Raw genomic sequence first — 18,766 nt, forward strand, 5'->3', positions numbered from 1 at the left:
GCCGCCGGGCAGTTCGGGGGCCAGGGTGACCATCTTCGCGTGGCCGCGGGCCGCGTCGACCAGCTTGCGCACCAGCGCCGGGTCCGGGTCGCGCAACAGGTCGGGGCGGTGGGCGCCGCAGCGGTTGTGCGAGATGAACGGGCCCTCGAAGTGGATGCCGGCCAGCACGCCGTCCTCGACCAGCTCGGACAGCACGGACGCCTGGCGGGCGACCTCGTCGATCTCCCCGGTGACGGTGGACGCGACCGTGGTGGTGGTGCCGTGCTCCAGGTGCGTACGGGCGGCGAGCAGGGCCTCCTCCGCGATGCCGGAGGCGTAGGAGGCGCCACCGCCGCCGTGCACGTGCAGGTCGACGAAGCCGGGGACGACGGTGTACCCGGTCAGGTCGAGGTCGCCGGGCTCGCTCTCGCCTCCGAGGCCGGCGATCCGGTCGCCCCCGACGGCCAGGCGGCCGCCCTCGACGACGCCGCCGGGCAGGACCAGCCGGGCGCCGGCCAGTGCGGTACGGTCACGGTCCGCGGTGGTCACGCGGTCACCTCCATGGAGAGCAGATCCCAGGCGAGCAGGCCCGCGCCCAGGGACGCGGCGGTGTCTTTGAGCATGGCGGGTACGACCTTCGGGGGCATCTGGAAGGTCAGGCGCTCGGTGACCGCCGTGCGCAGCGGGCCGAAGAGCGTGTCACCGGCCTCGGCCAGCCCGCCGCCGACGATCACCGTGGACGGGTCGAGCAGGCTCTGGGCGAGCACGATCCCGTCGGCGAGGGCGTCGACGGCGCCCTGCCAGACCGCGAGCGCGCGGTCGTCCCCGGCGTCCACCGCGGCGGCGCAGGATGCCGCGTCGGCGTCGGGGTCGCCGCTGGCCGCGGCCCAGGCACGGGACACGGCGGAGGCGGAGGCGAGCGTCTCCAGGCAGCCGCGGGCGCCGCAGCCGCACTGCGGTCCGCCCGGGCGGACCACGACGTGGCCGATCTCGCCGCCGTAGCCGTGCGCGCCGGCCTCGATCCGGCCGCCGATGCCGATGGCACCGGCGATGCCGGTGCCCAGCGCGATGAACAGGAAGCGGTCGACGCCCCGGCCGGCGCCGAGCCGGCCCTCGGCCAGGCCGCCCGAGCGCACGTCGTGGCCGAGCGCGACGGGGATGGCGGCGCGGTCGGGCCCGGCCAGGCGCTCGCCCAGGAGCTTGCGCAGCGGGAGGTCCCGCCAGCCGAGGTTGGCCGAGTAGACCGCGATGCCGTTCCTCTCGTCGATCGTGCCGGGGACGGCGACGCCGGCCGCGAGCGGGGCGACGCCGAAGCGGCCCCGGCCCTCGTCCGCCAGGTCGGCGGCGAAGTCGAGGATGGCGGTGACCACGGCGTCCGTGCCGTGCTCCCGCCCGGTCGGTCGGCGTGCTTCGAACAGCACGGAGCCGTCCTGGGCGAGCAGCGCGGCCTTCATGCCGGTGCCGCCTACATCGAGTGCGATGACGTGCTTCACGGAGGACAGTTTCCCTTGGTCGGGTAGAAGAGGTCTAGTCCAGTTGTCGGATTGGTCTGGTCCAAAGTAGGTGAGCTTTGTCGCAGATGGGGGCAGTGTGAGCGGCTTTGCGCCGGGCGCCTTCCGTTCACCTTCTGTTGCGCATCGTGCAATGACGTCCGCACTTCGATAACTACTCGGCGGGCTCGGCACAGTGGTGTGGACCACTGCCCGGTGGGTTTGGCAGTGTTGCGCCTCCCCCCTCCCGGATTCCCCCGTCCGGTCGCAGTTCTCCCCTGAAGGCGGTACCCGCGTTGAACAGGCGCGCCCACGTTCCCACCCGCGTCCTCGGCACCGCGCTGGCCGGAGCACTGGTACTCACCGCCGTCAGCGCCTGCGGCGGGCAGGAGGACGGGCCGGTCACCCTCAAGCTGGTCGCCGCCGACTACGGGGAGAGCGCCGACACCAGCTCCAAGCTGTACTGGGACGAGATCGCGCGCGGCTTCGAGGCCGCCAACCCCGGCATCAAGGTCGACGTCGAGGTGGACAGCTGGACCGACATCGGCAAGAAGGTCGACGACATGATCGCGGCCGGCAAGTCCCCCGACCTGCTGCAGACCGGCGGCTTCGCCGACCAGGTCGCGGCGGACCGGCTGTACCCGGCCGCCGACGTGCTCTCGATGGACACCCAGGCCAATTTCCTGGACACCTTCGCGCACGCCGGGCAGGTGCTCGGCACCCAGTACGGCATCCCGTTCGTCTCCTCCTCCCGGGTGCTCTTCTACAACAAGGCGGTCTTCCGCCAGGCCGGCATCACCCAGCCGCCGGCCACCTGGAACGAACTGCGCCAGGACGCCGAGAAGATCAAGGCCAAGGTGCCGGGCGTGACCCCGTACGGGCTGCCGCTCGGGCCGGAGGAGGCACCGGCCGAGTCCATGCTGTGGACGCTGAGCGGCGGCGGCAGCCTCTCCGACGACGTCGGCAACTACACCATCGACAGCACCCAGAACCAGGCCACCTTCAGCTGGCTGAAGAACAACCTGGTGGCCACCGGGCTGACCTATCCGGACCCGGGCAAGATGAACCGCACCCCGGTCTTCCAGGACTTCGCGGCCGGGAAGGTCGCGATGCTGAACGGGCACCCGACGCTGCTGCGGATGGCCACCGCCGGGAAGATCGACTTCGGGACGGCGCCGATCCCCAAGAAGGACGGCGTGGGCAAGACCGGCAGCCTCGGCGTCGCGGACTGGATGATGGCGTTCAAGGCCAACGGGCACAAGAACGAGATCAAGAAGTTCCTGTCCTTCGCCTACTCCCGCGAGTTCCAGCTGAAGTTCGACGAGCAGTACAACCTGCTGCCGGTCACCCAGGACGCGTTCAACCAGATGACGTCCGACCCGAAGCACGAGGACCTCAAGCAGTTCGCGGTCGGGCTGACCAACGCCAGCTTCTACCCGTTCGGGGACCCGGCCTGGGGCGACGTCAGCAACCGGATCAAGGCCGGGATCGGGCAGGCCGTCACCGGCGACCCGAAGCAGGCGCTCGCCGGGCTGCAGGACGCGGCGGTGAAGGAGGCGGCCCGGGTCCGCAAGTGAACCCGGGCCGGGGTGCCCTCCAGGGGCGGGGGCGTCAGGGGCGGGCTCGTCAGGGGAGCGTGATGGCGTAGGCCTTGCGGAGCGTCTCGTGGACCGTCCAGGTGGTCCGGTCGCCCTCGCGCAGCACGGCGCAGTCGCCCGGGCCGACCTCCAGGGTCGGGCCGCCCTCGACCTCGATGGTGGCCCGGCCGCTGAGCACCACGAACAACTCGTCGGCCTCCACGTCGGTGACCACGCCGGGGGTGATCTGCCAGATGCCGCGCAGCTGGCGGCCGTCGGGGGACTCGGCGAGGACCAGGCCGGAGACCTCCGGGGTGCCGGAGACGATCTGGGCCGGGTCGAGCGGATCGGGTTCGAGGTCGGCGGTGGGGATGTGCACGGCGAAGCTGGGCGTGGTCATACCGCCGACGCTAGCCGGGGCGGCCGGGTGCCGGAGGGCGCACAGTGTGTCCGGCTCACGCGGGAGAATGACACTCCGTAGTGATGGCGGAGGTGTCCTGGTGGGCGAGCTGAGTGAGCGGGACGTGGCGGTGCTGGCCCTGGAGGGGCGGCAGTGGCGGACGGCCGGGGCCAAGGAACGGGCGATCCGGGAGGAACTGGGGCTCTCCTCCACCCGGTACTACCAGCTGCTGAACGCGCTGCTGGACCGGCCGGAGGCCCTGGCGCACGCCCCTGTCCTGGTGAACCGGCTGCGCCGGATCCGGGAGGCCCGGCGGGCGGCACGGTAGCGGGACGGGGCCGCGGGGTAGGGCTCGGGCATGGGCTTTGACGAGAAGTGGGCGCCGGTCACGGCTGCCGGGCGGGACGGGCTGCGGGCGATCCTGGCGGCGCCGGGCGAGGCGGTGATCGCGCTGGACTTCGACGGGACGCTGGCGCCGATCGTGGCGGATCCCGATCGGGCGCGGGCACATCCGGGGGCGGCGGCCGCGCTGCGGGCGCTGGTGCCGGCGGTGCGGGCCGTGGTGGTGGTGACGGGTCGGCCGGCCGCGCTGGCGGCGGAGTACGGCGGCCTGGACGGGCTGCCCGGGGTCGTGGTGCTGGGGCACTACGGCGCCGAGCGCTGGGAGGGCGGCGAGGTGACCGCGCCGCCGGTGCACCCCGGGGTGGCCGGGGCGCGGGCGGCGCTGCCTGGCCTGCTGGCGGCGGCGGGGGCGCCCGAGGGGACGTGGCTGGAGGACAAGGGGCGCTCGCTGGCGGTGCACACCCGGCGCACGGCGGCGCCCGAGGAGACGCTGGAGCTGCTGCGGGCGCCGGTCGGCGAGCTGGCGGCCGGGCACGGGCTGGTGGTGGAGCCCGGGCGGCTGGTGCTGGAGCTGCGGCCGCCGGGGGTGGACAAGGGCGCGGCGCTGACCGGCTTCCTGCGTGAGCGCGGGGCAGGTTCGGTGCTGTACGCGGGGGACGACCTGGGGGACGTGGCGGCCTTCGCGGCGGTGGAGAAGCTGCGCGGCGAGGGGGTGGCGGGGCTGCTGGTGTGCAGCGGCGCGGTGGGGGACGCGCCGGTGCGCGAACTCGCCGACCGGGCCGACCTGGTGGTCCCGGGCCCGGCCGGCGTGGTGGAGCTGCTCGCGGCGCTGGGCGCGGCCGTCGGAGCGGTCTGAGCCGGGCGACGGCGCGTTGAGCGGGCTCAGAGCGCGTTGAGCGGGCTCAGAGCGCGTTGAGCCGGTTCACAGCGCGTTGAGCTGGTTCACAGCGCGTTGAGCTGGTCGAGGAACCACTGCTGCGGGGGCAGCGCGGTGGCCGCCGCCGCGAGGCGCTTGGTGCGGTCGGCGCGCTCCCCCTCGGGCATGGTGAGGCCGGCGTGCAGGGCGTCGGCGGTGGCGATGATGTCGTACGGGTTGACGGTGAGCGCGTCCTCGGCGAGTTCGGCGTGCGCGCCGGCCTCGCGGGAGAGCACCAGGGCGCAGCCGTGGTCGGACACCACCGGAACCTCCTTGGCGACCAGGTTCATGCCGTCCCGGATCGGGTTGACCAGGGCCACGTCGGCGAGCCGGTAGGCGGCCAGGGAACGCGGGAAGTCGTCGTCGACGTGCAGGATCAGCGGCTGCCAGGCGGGGGTGGCGAACTCGGCGTTGATGTCCTCGGCGAGCCGTTGGACCTGCGCGGTGTAGGCGCGGTACTCGGCGAGGTCGGTGCGCGAGGGGTAGGCGAAGGCGATGTGCACCACCCGGTCGTGCCATTCGGGGCGGGTGCGCAGCAGGTGCCGGTAGGCCTGGAGGCCGCGGACGATGTTCTTGCTCAGCTCGGTGCGGTCGACCCGGACGATGGTGCGCCGCCCGCCGACGGCCTCGCGGAGGGCGGCGAGGCGTTCGTCGACGTCCGGGCGGTGGGAGCGCTCGCGCAGGAAGTCGGCGTCGGCGCCGAGCGCGTGCACGCCGAGCCGGGTGGTGCGGCCGGCGTGGGTGACGGTCATGGCGTCCCGGTCGACCTCGGCACCGAGCAGGTCGGCGCAGCAGTCGGCGAAGGCCAGCGCCCAGCGGCGGGTCAGGAAGCCGGCCCGGTCGGCGCCCAGGATGCCGGTGAGGACGGCCTCGGCGACGTCGTCGGGAAGCAGCCGGAAGTACTCGGGCGGGGCCCACGGGGTGTGCGAGAAGTGGCCGATCCGCAGGTCGGGGCGGGCGGCGCGGAGCAGGGCAGGGGTCAGCGAGAGGTGGTAGTCCTGGACCAGCACGGCGGCCCCGGGGGCGGCCTCGGCGGCCAGCGCCTCGGCGAAGGCGGCGTTGTAGGCGCGGTAGGCGGCCCACTCGGTGCGGAACCCGGCGTCGAAGGCGGGGGCGGTGGGGGTGGCGTAGAGCAGGTGGTGGACGAACCAGAGGGTGGAGTTGGCGACGCCGTTGTAGGCGCGGGCGAAGGTGTCGGGATCGATGTCCAGCATGCGGACGGCCTGGCCGCCCACGTCGTGCCCGGCCAGGTCGAGGCGGCCGTCCGGGGCCCCTCTGGCGGCCTGCCGGTCGGCCGCGCCGAGGGCGGCGCAGACCCAGACGGCGTCGGGGTCGTCGATGGCGGAGAGGCCGGAGACCAGGCCTCCGCCGCCGCGGCGGAGGGTCAGCGTGCCGTCGTCCGCGGTGCCGAACGACACCGGTCCCCGATTGGAGGCCACCAGGACGGGGGCGGTGCCGGTCGCACTCGAACGTTCGGTCGTGAGATCGCCCATGGTTGGTACGTTGCCGGGGCTCCGGAGCGGCAAACCCTTTCGGTGGGTGTTCAGTGTCGGGTCGCGTACTCGGGCACGGTGTGCATGGGCGGGCGTTCCAGGGCGGTCACCGGGTGGGTGTGGGCGGTGAACTCCCGGCTCTGCGGGTCGCGGGTGAACTGGGTCAGCAGCGGGTGGACCAGGTCGGCCGAGGCCTTCAGCCGGTGGGTGCGGTCGAGGCGTTCGAGGGCGGTGCGGTAGATGGTGGCGGCCATCCGGCCGAGGGCCTGGCCGTCCTGGTGCCGGTGGTGCCGGACGCCGACGTCCACCTGGGCCAGGGCGTCCAGCCCGACCGTCTCCAGCGCGTCGACCAGCAGGCCGAGTTCGACGCCGTAGCCGGTGGGGAAGGGGAGCCGTTCGAGCAGCGCGCGGCGGGCCGCGTACTCGCCGCCGAGCGGCTGGACGAAACCGGCGAGTTCCGGCCAGTGCAGGTTGAGCAGCGGGCGGGCGACCAGTTCGGTGACCCGGCCGCCGCCGGCCGGGACCACCGCGCCCTCGGTCTCCAGCGGCCGGTCGTACATGGCCTTGACCAGCTGGATGTCCGGTTCGGTCAGCAGCGGGCCGAGGATGCCGGAGACGAAGGCCGGGTCGAACTCGCGCAGGTCGGCGTCGACGAAGCAGACGATGTCGCCGCGGGTGACCAGCAGCGAGCGCCAGAGCACCTCGCCCTTGCCGGGGACGGCGGGCAGCCGGGGCAGGATCGCGTCGCGGTACTCCACCCGGGCGCCGGCCCGGGCCGCGACGGCGGCGGTGGCGTCGGCCGAGCCGGAGTCGACCACGACGAGTTCGTCGACCAGCGGGAGGCGCTCCATCAGCTCGCGGCGGATGGTGCGGACGATGTCGCCGACGGTGGCCTCCTCGTCCAGCGCGGGCAGCACCACGCTGACCGTGTGGCCGGTCCGGCGCTTGGCCTCCAGCAGGGCGTGCACCGGCCGGTCGACCGCGCTCCACGAGCGGCGGCGCAGCCAGGACGCCGCCTGCGGGAGCAGCGCGGGGGTCGGTTCGGCGGGCACGGGACTCTCCTCGGCGGGGTCGGTGGGACGCGCCATCTCGCGTGGCGGACGATCCCGTTCGGGGTTGACGCCTTCGGATACAGTCTTCGTACAGCGGCCGGACCTTTGCACGCCGGGGTCGCCGTTGAGCACCACCACAATTTCACAAGCTCATCCAGAGGGACTGAGGGAACGGCCCGTTGACGTCCCGGCAACCTTCTCGCGCGGCTGTCTGTCGACAGGCCCCGGCGGGACAGGTGCCAATTCCGGCCTGTGGCGCGACCGTGCCACGGGGAAGATGAGGAGAGAGGCCTCCGCCATCATGGCTATCGACACTGTCGCACCCGCATCCGTGGACCTCGGCCCCGCCACCGCGCTGTCCTGTCGGGAGTGCGGCACCCGCTTCCCGCTCGGTCCGAGCTTCGCCTGCCTGGAGTGCTTCGGCCCGCTGGAGATCGCGTACGACTTCGGCAGCGAGGACGCCGAGGCGCTGCGCCGCCGGATCGAGGCCGGCCCGAGCTCGATCTGGCGCTACGCGCCGCTGCTGCCCGTCCCGGCCGACGTCGCCACCAAGCCCAACCTGAACCCCGGCTGGACCCCGCTGGTCAAGGCGGACAACCTGGGCCGCGAGCTGGGCTTCACCGCGCAGCTGCACATCAAGGACGACTCGGGCAACCCGACCCACTCGTTCAAGGACCGCGTGGTGGCCTGCGCCATCGAGGCCGCGCGGGCCTTCGACTTCACGACGCTCTCCTGCTCCTCCACCGGCAACCTGGCCGGCGCGGTGGGCGCGGCGGCTGCCCGGGCCGGCTTCAAGTCCTGCGTGTTCATCCCGCACGACCTGGAGCAGGGCAAGGTCGTCATGGCCGGGGTGTACGGCGGTGAGCTGGTCGGCATCGAGGGCAACTACGACGACGTGAACCGCTTCTGCTCGGAGCTGATCGGCGACCCGGCCGGCGAGGGCTGGGGCTTCGTCAACGTCAACCTGCGCCCGTACTACGGCGAGGGCTCCAAGACGCTGGCGTACGAGATCTGCGAGCAGCTCGGCTGGCGGCTGCCGGAGCAGATCGTCATCCCGATCGCCTCCGGCTCCCAGCTGACCAAGATCGACAAGGGGCTGCAGGAGCTGATCAGGCTCGGCCTGGTCGAGGACCGGCCGTACAAGGTTTTCGGTGCCCAGGCGGCGGGCTGCTCCCCGGTGTCGGCGGCGTTCAAGGCCGGCCAGGACGTGATCCGCCCGGTCAAGCCGGACACCATCGCCAAGTCGCTGGCGATCGGCAACCCGGCGGACGGCCCGTACGTGCTGGACATCGCCCGGCGCACCGGCGGCGCGGTCGAGGACGTCACCGACGCCGAGGTGGTGGACGCGATCCGGCTGCTGGCCCGGACCGAGGGCGTCTTCGCCGAGACCGCGGGCGGGGTGACCGTCGGCGTGCTGAAGAAGCTGGTGGAGACCGGCCAGCTGGACCCGGCCAAGGAGACCGTCGCGATCAACACCGGCGACGGCCTGAAGACCCTGGACGCCGTCGCCGGGGCCGGGATGACCGCCGTCATCCGCCCGACCCTGGCGTCCTTCCACGACGCCGGCCTCGCGTCCGCCTGAATCCCCCCACCCCGCTGGGCCCTGTCCGCTAGGAGAACCATGAGCGCCAACGTCCGTATCCCCACCATCCTGCGCACCTACACCGGCGGCGCCGCCGAGGTGGCCGCCGAGGGCGCCACCCTGGGCGAGGTCATCGCCGACCTGGAGAAGAACCACGCGGGGATCGCCGCCCGCATCCTGGACGACGCCGGCAAGCTGCGCCGCTTCGTCAACGTCTACGTGAACGACGACGACGTGCGCTTCGCCGAGGGCCTGGCGACCGGGATCGCGGACGGCGCCAGCGTCTCGATCATCCCGGCGGTGGCCGGCGGCTGCTGAGCCGCGCCCCGATCCGGGCACCCCGCCCGAGCCGCTCGTCCGACCGGCCGTCCGCGCGTACGGAATTCCGTTCTCCGTACGCACGGGCGGCCGGCCGCATTTCGGCGGGAATATGGCGGGGTCAAGTCGGAGTAGAGTGTGGCTCGGTTGGGAACAGGGCTTCCCCTCATCCTCACCCGCGAATCACCCGCGAATCGCCGGACGGTCGTCCGGCCGCTGAGACCGGTCGGGTGCCTGGGCCGTGAAACATGTCAGGCAGATGTCAGAATTCCCGCGGGGATTTGCAGTAATCCGTCCGCTATGTCCGGCGTGAAATGCCGAATTCCTCCCGCTTTGGCCCGTCCTGCCCCTTGGCGTGGTGCCGGAATTCCCCGCAGCTGACCCTGTTGCAGAGGGCGTCGATCCGGATACATTCAGCCGCGGTCGACGTAATCACCCGCTCACAGGGCGCCGTCAGGCACCCCCGGCGGAGGGTTGCGGCGTGCACGGCTGCGCCCAGGGGGGGTTCCCCGGGCCGGCCTTCAAACCAGACCCGGGCCCGCGACCTGCGGGCGCGTGAAGGGCCAGCACAGCACTAGGGGAGTTCGGAATGGCTCAGGGCACCGTCAAGTGGTTCAACGCGGAGAAGGGCTACGGCTTCATCGCGGTCGACGGTGGTGCGGACGTCTTCGTCCACTACAGCGCGATCCAGATGGACGGCTACCGCACCCTCGAGGAGGGCCAGCGGGTCGAGTTCGAGATCTCCCAGGGACAGAAGGGCCCGCAGGCGGACATGGTCCGCGCCGCGGTGTGACCCCCTTCCGACCCCAGGAGCTCGGCGCGGCCCACGGCTGGTGACCACTCGCTTCTCGACGGGCCCGTGCGACACGCGTCGTACGGGCCCGTCGGCGTTCCCCGGCGGGGAGTTGCGCGGGTCGGCGGGAGCGCCCCGGGCGGCTCGCGGGATCGCGATTGGGCTTGCACTCGACCACCCCGAGTGCTAATTATTGGCGTTAGCACTCACAGCGTGAGAGTGACAGCGGACCGGGTCGGTGAGGCCCCCGGGAGCGGTAGGGGAAAGGACCCCCGCACACCAGGGCCGTCCGTCGCGGGCACCCCTTGGTCCGAGCAGTCGACCGTGTCCCGGAGGACCACTTCTGATGGCCAAGATCATCGCCTTTGATGAGGAAGCTCGCCGCGGCCTTGAGCGTGGCATGAACCAGCTCGCCGACGCAGTGAAGGTCACGCTCGGCCCCAAGGGTCGCAACGTCGTGCTGGAGAAGAAGTGGGGCGCCCCCACGATCACCAACGACGGTGTCTCCATCGCCAAGGAGATCGAGCTCGAGGACCCCTACGAGAAGATCGGCGCGGAGCTCGTCAAGGAGGTCGCCAAGAAGACCGACGACGTCGCGGGTGACGGCACCACCACCGCCACCGTGCTCGCCCAGGCCCTGGTTCGCGAGGGTCTGCGCAACGTCGCCGCCGGCGCCAACCCGATGGCCCTGAAGCGCGGCATCGAGAAGGCCGTCGCCGCCGTCTCCGACCAGCTGCTGGCCCAGGCCAAGGACGTGGAGACCAAGGAGCAGATCGCCTCCACCGCCTCCATCTCGGCCGCCGACACCCAGATCGGCGAGCTCATCGCCGAGGCCATGGACAAGGTCGGCAAGGAAGGCGTCATCACCGTCGAGGAGAGCAACACCTTCGGTCTGGAGCTCGAGCTCACCGAGGGCATGCGCTTCGACAAGGGCTACATCTCCGCCTACTTCGCGACCGACCTGGAGCGCATGGAGGCGACCTTCGAGGACCCCTACATCCTCATCGCCAACTCCAAGATCGGCTCGGTCAAGGACCTGCTGCCGCTGCTGGAGAAGGTCATGCAGAGCGGCAAGCCGCTCGTCATCATCGCCGAGGACGTCGAGGGCGAGGCCCTGTCGACCCTGGTCGTGAACAAGATCCGCGGCACCTTCAAGTCCGTCGCCGTCAAGGCCCCGGGCTTCGGCGACCGCCGCAAGGCCATGCTCGGCGACATCGCCATCCTCACCGGTGGCACCGTGATCTCCGAGGAGGTCGGCCTCAAGCTGGAGAACGCCGGCATCGACCTGCTGGGCACCGCCCGCAAGGTGGTCATCACCAAGGACGAGACCACCATCGTCGACGGTGGCGGTGACAGCGAGCAGGTCGCCGGCCGCGTGAACCAGATCCGCGCCGAGATCGAGAACAGCGACTCGGACTACGACCGCGAGAAGCTCCAGGAGCGCCTCGCCAAGCTGGCCGGCGGCGTGGCCGTCATCAAGGCCGGCGCGGCCACCGAGGTGGAGCTCAAGGAGCGCAAGCACCGCATCGAGGACGCCGTCCGCAACGCGAAGGCCGCCGTCGAGGAGGGCATCGTCGCCGGTGGTGGCGTCGCGCTGCTCCAGGCCTCGGTCGCCTTCGACAAGCTGGAGCTGGAGGGCGACGAGGCCACCGGTGCCAACATCGTCAAGGTCGCGCTGGAGGCCCCGATCAAGCAGATCGCGACCAACGCCGGCCTGGAGGGTGGCGTCGTGGTGGAGAAGGTGCGCAACCTCCCCGCCGGTCACGGCCTGAACGCGGCCACCAACACCTACGTCGACCTGATCGCCGAGGGCATCATCGACCCGGCCAAGGTGACCCGCTCCGCGCTGCAGAACGCCGCCTCCATCGCGGCGCTGTTCCTCACCACCGAGGCCGTCATCGCCGACAAGCCGGAGAAGGCCGCTGCGGCCGCCGGCGGCGGCATGCCGGGCGGTGACATGGACTTCTGATCCTGATCGCACCGATCGGATCGGCTGGTTCCTGATCGTGTGGGCGGTCCCCTTCGGGGGGCCGCCCACACGGCGTTCTACCGGAGAATGGACAGATGGCTTCCGACGACATCGAGACCGCGCTGCACAACGCGCGGGCGCTGATCCTGGCCGACCTCACCTCGCGGGACGTGGCGGACGCCGCCGTCGTCTCCCTGGTGGAGCAGGCCGTGACGCACCGCCGCTGGTGGTTGGAGCAGTGGCCGGACGGCACCGGGTACGTGCTCGGGCTGGTCGCCCAGGACGTCCAGGACGCGCTGCTGGAGGCGTACGGGCGCTGGCCGCTGTGCACCGCCTGCGCCGCCGACGGGGACCCGCACGCGCTCGGCGTGGAGCCGGAGCTGGGGCCGGAGCCGCACTGGGTGTGCGGCAAGCAGGGCGCGGTGGTCGCGCCGGTGGGGGAGCTCTCCTAGCCCGCTCGTGGTCCGCTCCCAGCCCGCTCCTGGTCCGTTCCCAGTCCGCTCGTGGTCCGCGTCGTGGACCGGGCGGCGGGAGTACTGGACCTATAGGTAGGTTGACGATATATGTAGTCGTATGACTGAACGCTCGATGCAGGAGCCGACGCTGCTGCTGCTCACCGCTCTGGCGGACGCCCCGAGACACGGCTACGCCCTCATCCAGGAGATCGCCGCCATCTCCGAGGGCCGGGTCAAGATGCGCACCGGCACCCTGTACGGCGCCCTCGACCGCCTGCTCCAGCAGGGGCTGATCGAGGTCGCCGCGGAGGAGGTCGTGGACGGGCGGGCGCGGCGCAGCTACGCGCTGACCAGCGTCGGCCGGGAGGCGCTGGCCTCCGAGGCGGAGCGGCTGCGGGCCGTCGCCACCGAGGCGGAGCGCCGTCTCGCGAACGTCTGGTCGGCGCTCCAGGGCAAGCCGGAGCCGGAGGGGAAGTCGATGATGAGGGGGTTCTTCGCATGACCATGACCACACCGACGATGGGGGCGCCTTCGACCGCGCTGCGGGCGGCGCTGCAGTTCTACCCGCCCCGCTACCGCCGGGAGCGCGGCGAGGAGCTGGCCGCGGTGTTCGCCGACACCACGGCGGAGGCGGGCCGCTCGGCCGTCGCCCGTGAGGCGTTCGACCTGGCCGCGTACGGGCTGCGGGTGCGGCTCGGGCTGACCGGCTCCTCGCTGGCCGGGCGGGTGCTCGCGCTGGCCGCGCCGATGGTCGCCGGGGCGCTGGCCGGTGCGGCGCTGGTGCCGTGGGTGAGCGATGCGGAGCGGGCCGCCCGCCGGCTGACCTGGGACCCCTCGTACACCACGTACGCGCTGACCATCGCGCCGCCGGTGATCGCGCTGCTGCTCGCGGTGGCCGTCGTGACGGGGCGCTGGACGGCGGTGCGGGTCATCTCGCTGCTCCAGGCCGTCTCCGCGCTGTTCGTGCTGGCGCAGGCCGTCGTGCTGCCGCCGGAATTCGACCTCTGGGGGGTGGGGGACAGCAGCGTGGCCACCATGCCGTTCGTGTTGGGGGCGCTGCTGCTGGCCGCGGCGCCGACGGAGTTGCTGCCCAGGGCCTCCTGGCGTTCCGGCGGGCTGGCGCTGGCCTCGGTCCTCGGGGGCGGGCTGCTGGTGGCGCTCCAGCACTGGGGCGACTCCACCTTCCCGCTGGACATGCAGTGGTTCGCGGCGCTGCTGATCGGGCCGCTGCTGCTGACCTTCACCGCGCTGCGCGGCCGGGTGCTGCCGGCGGCCGTCGGGGTCGCGGTGCTGTCGCTGACGATGTTCGCGGGCCTGTTCAACATCTGGCGCGAGGGCCGCGGGTTCTGGCACGTGCTGCCGATGGCGGCGCCGGTGCTGCTGCTCCTGGTGGCGGCCGCGGTGGCGATGCGCCGGATCGGGGCCGGCGACGGGCCCGGCGGACGGTTCGGCGGATGGTTCGGCGGGGACTCCGGGAAGGGGCGCAGCCTGGCGTGACCCGGGGGGCGGGGCGAAGTGCTCGCCGGGCCCGGCCGGATGTGGCAACCTACTGATATGTCTAGACCAATTTTCGAAGTCATCGCGCTGACGCCCCAGGACGCCCAGGCTGCCGAGTCGGGCGGCGCCGACCGGCTCGAACTGGTCACCGACATGGCCGCGGACGGGCTCACCCCGTCCGTCGAGGACTTCGCCCGGATCCGGGCCGCCGTCGACATCCCGCTGCGCGTCATGCTCCGGATCCGGGACGGCTTCGCGCCCGGCGGCCTGGACGAACTGGCCGCCCGGGCCGCCGCGTTGCGGGCCGAGGGCGCCGAGGAGTTCGTCTTCGGCTTCCTCCACGCCGACGGCGCCGTCGACCTGGCCGCCACCGCCGCCGTCGCCGAGGCGGTGGCCGGCTGCCGCTGGACCTTCCACCGGGCGATCGACCACAGCACCGACCGGGCCGCCCTGCGGTCCGCCGTCGGCGCGCTGCCCGGGCTGGACACCTTCCTCACCTCGGGCGCGCCCGCCGGCGTCGACGCCGGGTACGAGGTGCTCCTGGCGGAGCTGGCCCGCGCGGGCGAGCCCGGGTACGGGCAGCGGATCCTGATCGGCGGCGGCCTGCGGGCCGAACACCTGAAGGGGCTGCGGGCCGAGGGCTTCGACGGCTTCCACGTCGGCGGCGCGGTGCGGGTCGACGGCTGGCGGACGCCGGTGGACGCGGCGAAGGTCGCCGAGTGGCGGGCCCTGATCGACGCCTGAGCGCGCGAGGAGGGCGGGGGCCGGTCCCGGTGGGGCCGGCCCCCGCCGCTCGGTTCCTCAGCGCAGCTGCGCGGGCAGCGGTTCGCCGTGCAGCACCGTCAGGCCGGAGACGGCACGGGTGAGCGCCACGTACAGCCGCCGCAGGCCGGTCCGCTCGTCCGGCTCGCCCGCGATCACCGCGGCCGGCTCGTCCAGCACCACGTAGTCGTACTCCAGACCCTTGGCCAGCGAGGCCGGCACGAGCGTCAGCCGGGCCTCGGCGCTGGTCTCGGCGCCGGGGGACAGGTACGGCAGGCCGGCCGCGGTCAGCGCCTCGGCGAGCAGCGGGATCCGGGCGTCGGCGGCGATCAGCCCGGTCGAGCCCTCGTGCTCCAGCGCCTCGCGGCAGGCCGCCACGACGGCGGGCACGGCCTCCGCGTCCGGGAGGCGGCGGATCGTCAGCGAGCCGGGGGCGTCGCGGACGGAGGTCGCCGGGGCCAGGCCCGGGGCGATCGCCGGGAGCAGCCGGGAGGCGTACGCGATGACCTCCTCCGGCACCCGGAAGCCCTTGGTCAGCTCCTCGACGTGGGCGTCCGGCTTGCCCAGGTGGCGCAGCGCGTCCGGCCAGCTCGCCGTCGCCCACGGGGTGGTGCCCTGGGCGAGGTCGCCGAGGACGGTCGCCGAGCCGGTCGTGCAGCGGCGGCCGACCGCGCGGTACTGCATCGGGGAGAGGTCCTGCGCCTCGTCCAGCACCACGTGCCCGAGCGAGGGGGTGCGCTGCACCAGGTCCGTCGCCTCGTCGACCAGGACGGCGTCGGCCTGCGTCCAGCGGGCCGTCTTCACCGAGCGGCCCGGCTTGGGCCACAGCACCGCCTGCTGCTCCTCCGGGGTCAGCACGCCCTCCGCGCAGGCGGCCAGGAACTCCGGGTCGGAGAGCAGTCGCAGCACCAGCTTCGCCGGGTCGACCGCCGGCCAGCACTCCTTGGCCACCGCCTTGACCGCGGGGTTGCGGGCCACCGCGTCCTGCACCCGGTCGTCGGGGGCCTCGCCGGACTGTTCCATCTTCAGCAGCACGGTGTGCGCGATCCGCTGTGGCAGGGCGTCCCTGGCGGCGCCGTAGCGCACCTCGCGGCTCTTCAACTCCTCGATGATCGCGGTGAGTTCGTTCACCTGGACGCGCCAGCGGCGGGAGCCGCGGACCACCACGCAGGGCTCGGTGGGCAGCGTGATGCCCGCGCGCACCGCCCGGCGCAGCACCTCGGCCATCCGGGCGTCGCCCTTCAGCCGGGCCGCCCGCGGGTCGTCCTCGCCGCGCACCTCGACGTGCCCGACCAGCTGCTGCACGGTCGCCTGGTTGACGTCCAGCTCGCCCAGGGCCGGGAGCACCTGCTCGATGTAGGAGAGGAAGGCGTTGTTCGGCCCGATCACCAGCGTGCCCGTCCGGGCGAGGCGCTCGCGGTGCGCGTACAGCAGGTACGCGACGCGGTGCAGGCCCACGGCCGTCTTCCCGGTGCCGGGGGCGCCCTGGACGCAGATGGTGCCCGTCACGTCGGAGCGGACGATCTCGTCCTGCTCGGGCTGGATGGTGGCGACGATGTCGCGCATCGGGCCGACGCGGGGCTTCTCGATCTCGGCGGCGAGCAGGGCGGAGGCGGTGTCCGCCTCCGCCGGGTCGCTCAGGTGCTCGTCCTCGTAGGCGGTGAGCTCGCCGCCGGTGTAGCCGAAGCGGCGGCGGCGTTCGACGTCCAGCGGCTCGGTGCGGCTGGCCCGGTAGAACGGCTGGGAGACCGGCGCGCGCCAGTCGATCACCATCGGGTCGCCGTCGGCGTCGTGGACGTGCCGGCGCCCGATGTAGAAGCTCTCCCCGCCGCCTCCTTCGCTCAGCTCCTCGCTGATCGTGTGTAGGTAGTCCAGGCGGCCGAAGAACAGCGGGGTGTGCGAGAGGTCGGCGAGGGCGGCGATCCGGGCCTCGATCTGGTTCTGGAGGACGGCGGCGGACACCCAGGTGCCGGTCACGTCGCGCAGGTCCAGCGACTGGACGTCCTCGCGCATCGCTCGCAGCGCGGACCGGGACGCGGCCAGGTGGTCGCGTTCGCGCTGGAGGGGGTCGGTGGTGGGGGTGGCGGGCACAGCGAACCTTCCCGGCTGCGCCGGAAGCGGGCGCAGCGGATCGATGGAGCTCACGGTGGGTACGGCCGACCGGTTGCCGTGCGGTCGGCGCCTCCCCCGGCTGCCCGCGCGACTTCAGCGGGTACCACGGTTCGGGAGGGGGCAGACGGACGATCCTAGACCCGGGCGCCCCGGGGTTCCAGCCCCGCAGGTCCCGGGCCCGCGGGTCCCGGCCCCCGTACGGCCCGGAGGACGTGCGCGACGGCGGCGCCGCCCCGGGCACCGCCGCGCGCGCGTGGTCCTCCTCGGGCGCGACGGTGTCCGGTACCGGGGCGTGTCCTACCGCACGTCCTACAGCACGTCGTCCGCGTCGATGATGCGGTACGCGTAGCCCTGCTCGGCCAGGAAGCGCTGCCGGTGGGCGGCGAAGTCCTGGTCCACGGTGTCCCGGGCGACCACCGAGTAGAAGTGCGCCGAGTGGCCGTCCGCCTTCGGACGCAGGACGCGGCCCAGGCGCTGGGCCTCCTCCTGGCGGGAGCCGAACGTCCCGGAGACCTGGATGGCCACGGTGGCCTCGGGCAGGTCGATCGAGAAGTTCGCGACCTTGGAGACCACCAGGACGCCGATCTCCTTGTTGCGGAACGCCTCGAAGAGCTTCTCGCGCTGGGCGTTGCTGGTCTCGCCCTTGATCACGGGCGCGTCCAGCACCTCGCCGAGCTCGTCCAGCTGGTCGATGTACTGGCCGATGACCAGCGTCTGGTCCTTCTCGTGCTTCTTCACCAGCGCCTCCACCACCCGCCGCTTGGTCGCCGTGGTGGCGCAGAAGCGGTAGCGCTCCTCGGGCTCGGCGGTGGCGTACGCCAGGCGCTCCGAGTCGGTCAGGGTGACCCGCACCTCGCAGCAGTCGGCGGGCGCGATGTAGCCCTGTGCCTCGATCTCCTTCCACGGCGCGTCGAAGCGCTTGGGCCCGATCAGGCTGAACACGTCGCCCTCGCGGCCGTCCTCGCGCACCAGCGTCGCGGTCAGGCCCAGGCGGCGGCGGGCCTGGAGGTCGGCGGTGAACTTGAACACCGGCGCCGGCAGCAGGTGCACCTCGTCGTAGACCACCAGGCCCCAGTTGCGGGCGTCGAACAGCTCCAGGTGCGCGTAGGCGCCCTTCCGCTTGGTGGTCATCACCTGGTAGGTGGCGATGGTGACCGGGCGGATCTCCTTGCGCGTCCCGCTGTACTCGCCGATCTCCTCCTCGGTGAGCGAGGTGCGCTTGACCAGCTCGTGCTTCCACTGGCGGGCCGAGACGGTGTTGGTGACCAGGATCAGCGTCGTCGACTTGGCGTGCGCCATCGCGGCCGCGCCGACCAGCGTCTTGCCGGCGCCGCAGGGCAGCACCACGACGCCCGAGCCGCCGTGCCAGAAGCCCTCGACGGCCTGCGCCTGGTACGGGCGCAGCCGCCAGCCGTCCTCGTCCAGCTCGATCGGGTGCGCCTCGCCGTCCACGTACCCGGCGAAGTCCTCGGCCGGCCAGCCGAGCTTGAGCAGCACCTGCTTGATCTGGCCGCGCTCGGAGGGGTGCACCACCACCGTGTCCGGGTCGACCCGGGCGCCGACCAGCGGCGCGATCTTCTTGGAGCGCAGCACCTCCTCCAGCACCGGCCGGTCGGTGGTGGCGAGCACCAGCCCGTGCGTCGGGTGCTTGAGCAGCTGGAGCCGCCCGTAGCGGCCCATGGTGTCCGCCACGTCCACCAGCAGCGCGTGCGGCACCGGGTAGCGCGAGTACGTCACCAGGGCGTCGACCACCTGCTCGGCGTCGTGCCCCGCCGCCCGCGCGTTCCACAGCCCGAGCGGCGTCACCCGGTACGTGTGCACGTGCTCGGGGGCGCGTTCCAACTCGGCGAACGGCGCGATGACGCGGCGGCACTCGGCGGCCTTGGGGTGATCGATCTCCAGGAGAAGAGTTTTGTCGCTCTGGACGATTAGGCAGGACACACATACCTCCGTGGATAGGATCGCCGCGTGACAGAGACCACGACTGCCACTGTTCGGGCCATGCCCCGAGCCCGTCGCCGGAAGGGCG

18 protein-coding genes and 1 riboswitch are annotated in these 18,766 nt (G+C 72.8%); of the genes, 11 read left to right on the forward strand and 7 right to left on the reverse strand.

The genetic code is table 11. From position 1 onward, the window contains the following. Positions 1-528: amidohydrolase family protein (locus tag ACIP37_RS26570; RefSeq protein ID WP_400844609.1), on the reverse strand; the 528-nt coding region annotated here is incomplete at its 3' end. Continuing rightward, positions 525-1,472, reverse strand: coding sequence for an ROK family protein (locus ACIP37_RS26575; RefSeq protein ID WP_400808893.1), 948 nt, complete (start codon positions 1,470-1,472; stop codon positions 525-527). The genes ACIP37_RS26570 and ACIP37_RS26575, both read right to left, overlap by 4 nt. 293 nt (positions 1,473-1,765) lie before the next feature. Here ACIP37_RS26575 and ACIP37_RS26580 point away from each other — a divergent pair, with 293 nt between their 5' ends. Further along, a complete protein-coding gene (locus ACIP37_RS26580; protein WP_363584872.1) occupies positions 1,766-3,046 on the forward strand; it encodes an extracellular solute-binding protein in 1,281 nt (426 codons plus the stop codon). 49 nt (positions 3,047-3,095) lie between these two features. Here ACIP37_RS26580 and ACIP37_RS26585 read toward each other — a convergent pair whose 3' ends face one another. Next, positions 3,096-3,446: a cupin domain-containing protein gene (locus ACIP37_RS26585; protein WP_363584874.1), complete on the reverse strand. Its 351-nt coding sequence runs from the start codon at positions 3,444-3,446 to the stop codon at positions 3,096-3,098. 67 nt (positions 3,447-3,513) lie between these two features. Between ACIP37_RS26585 and ACIP37_RS26590 the strand changes: the two genes are divergently transcribed. Next, positions 3,514-3,774, forward strand: coding sequence for a DUF3263 domain-containing protein (locus ACIP37_RS26590; protein ID WP_363584876.1), 261 nt, complete (start codon positions 3,514-3,516; stop codon positions 3,772-3,774). A gap of 30 nt (positions 3,775-3,804) precedes the next feature. Next, the gene (otsB, locus tag ACIP37_RS26595) at positions 3,805-4,644 is read left to right on the forward strand and encodes a trehalose-phosphatase (protein WP_363584878.1); all 840 of its coding nucleotides are present in this window, start codon (positions 3,805-3,807) and stop codon (positions 4,642-4,644) included. Positions 4,645-4,730: 86 nt separating this feature from the next. Here the strand turns inward: otsB and ACIP37_RS26600 are convergent, their stop codons facing one another. After that, positions 4,731-6,197, reverse strand: a complete 1,467-nt coding sequence (locus ACIP37_RS26600) for a trehalose-6-phosphate synthase (protein WP_363584880.1) — start codon at positions 6,195-6,197, stop codon at positions 4,731-4,733. A 50-nt stretch (positions 6,198-6,247) separates the two neighbouring features. Next, positions 6,248-7,225 (reverse strand): glucosyl-3-phosphoglycerate synthase, encoded by a 978-nt coding sequence (locus tag ACIP37_RS26605; RefSeq protein WP_363632276.1) that lies wholly within the window; start codon positions 7,223-7,225, stop codon positions 6,248-6,250. Between the two features lie 171 nt (positions 7,226-7,396). Continuing rightward, a riboswitch (SAM riboswitch) is annotated at positions 7,397-7,533 on the forward strand. Positions 7,534-7,550: 17 nt separating this feature from the next. On the opposite strand from ACIP37_RS26605, the gene thrC reads away from it, so the two are divergent. From thrC to ACIP37_RS26645, 8 genes are all read left to right on the forward strand, one after another. Continuing rightward, positions 7,551-8,831, forward strand: a complete 1,281-nt coding sequence (gene thrC / locus ACIP37_RS26610; RefSeq protein ID WP_363584884.1) for a threonine synthase — start codon at positions 7,551-7,553, stop codon at positions 8,829-8,831. A gap of 39 nt (positions 8,832-8,870) precedes the next feature. Then, a complete protein-coding gene (locus tag ACIP37_RS26615; RefSeq protein ID WP_363584886.1) occupies positions 8,871-9,149 on the forward strand; it encodes a MoaD/ThiS family protein in 279 nt (92 codons plus the stop codon). A 589-nt stretch (positions 9,150-9,738) separates the two neighbouring features. After that, the gene (locus ACIP37_RS26620) at positions 9,739-9,942 is read left to right on the forward strand and encodes a cold-shock protein (RefSeq protein ID WP_030289665.1); all 204 of its coding nucleotides are present in this window, start codon (positions 9,739-9,741) and stop codon (positions 9,940-9,942) included. Positions 9,943-10,288: 346 nt separating this feature from the next. Continuing rightward, complete coding sequence (groL, locus tag ACIP37_RS26625) at positions 10,289-11,911, forward strand: chaperonin GroEL (RefSeq protein WP_063348228.1); 1,623 nt, start codon at positions 10,289-10,291, stop codon at positions 11,909-11,911. Positions 11,912-12,006: 95 nt separating this feature from the next. Continuing rightward, positions 12,007-12,363, forward strand: a complete 357-nt coding sequence (locus tag ACIP37_RS26630) for a hypothetical protein (protein ID WP_400808886.1) — start codon at positions 12,007-12,009, stop codon at positions 12,361-12,363. A 121-nt stretch (positions 12,364-12,484) separates the two neighbouring features. Continuing rightward, a complete protein-coding gene (locus tag ACIP37_RS26635; protein WP_363584890.1) occupies positions 12,485-12,868 on the forward strand; it encodes a PadR family transcriptional regulator in 384 nt (127 codons plus the stop codon). Further along, complete coding sequence (locus ACIP37_RS26640) at positions 12,865-13,863, forward strand: hypothetical protein (RefSeq protein ID WP_363632263.1); 999 nt, start codon at positions 12,865-12,867, stop codon at positions 13,861-13,863. Before ACIP37_RS26635 ends, ACIP37_RS26640 begins: the two co-directional genes overlap by 4 nt. Before the next feature lie 57 nt (positions 13,864-13,920). Then, positions 13,921-14,607 carry a copper homeostasis protein CutC gene (locus ACIP37_RS26645; protein ID WP_400808882.1) on the forward strand — a complete coding sequence of 229 codons (687 nt, stop codon included), beginning with the start codon at positions 13,921-13,923 and terminating at the stop codon, positions 14,605-14,607. Between the two features lie 57 nt (positions 14,608-14,664). Here ACIP37_RS26645 and ACIP37_RS26650 read toward each other — a convergent pair whose 3' ends face one another. Further along, on the reverse strand, positions 14,665-16,716 hold the full coding sequence (locus tag ACIP37_RS26650; protein WP_363584896.1) for an AAA family ATPase: 2,052 nt from the start codon (positions 16,714-16,716) through the stop codon (positions 14,665-14,667). A gap of 330 nt (positions 16,717-17,046) precedes the next feature. Next, positions 17,047-18,678 carry a DNA repair helicase XPB gene (locus tag ACIP37_RS26655; protein WP_400808879.1) on the reverse strand — a complete coding sequence of 544 codons (1,632 nt, stop codon included), beginning with the start codon at positions 18,676-18,678 and terminating at the stop codon, positions 17,047-17,049. Between the last annotated feature and the right edge of the window lie 88 nt (positions 18,679-18,766).

The organism is Kitasatospora sp. NPDC088861 (genome assembly GCF_044750105.1).
GTDB lineage: Bacteria > Actinomycetota > Actinomycetes > Streptomycetales > Streptomycetaceae > Kitasatospora.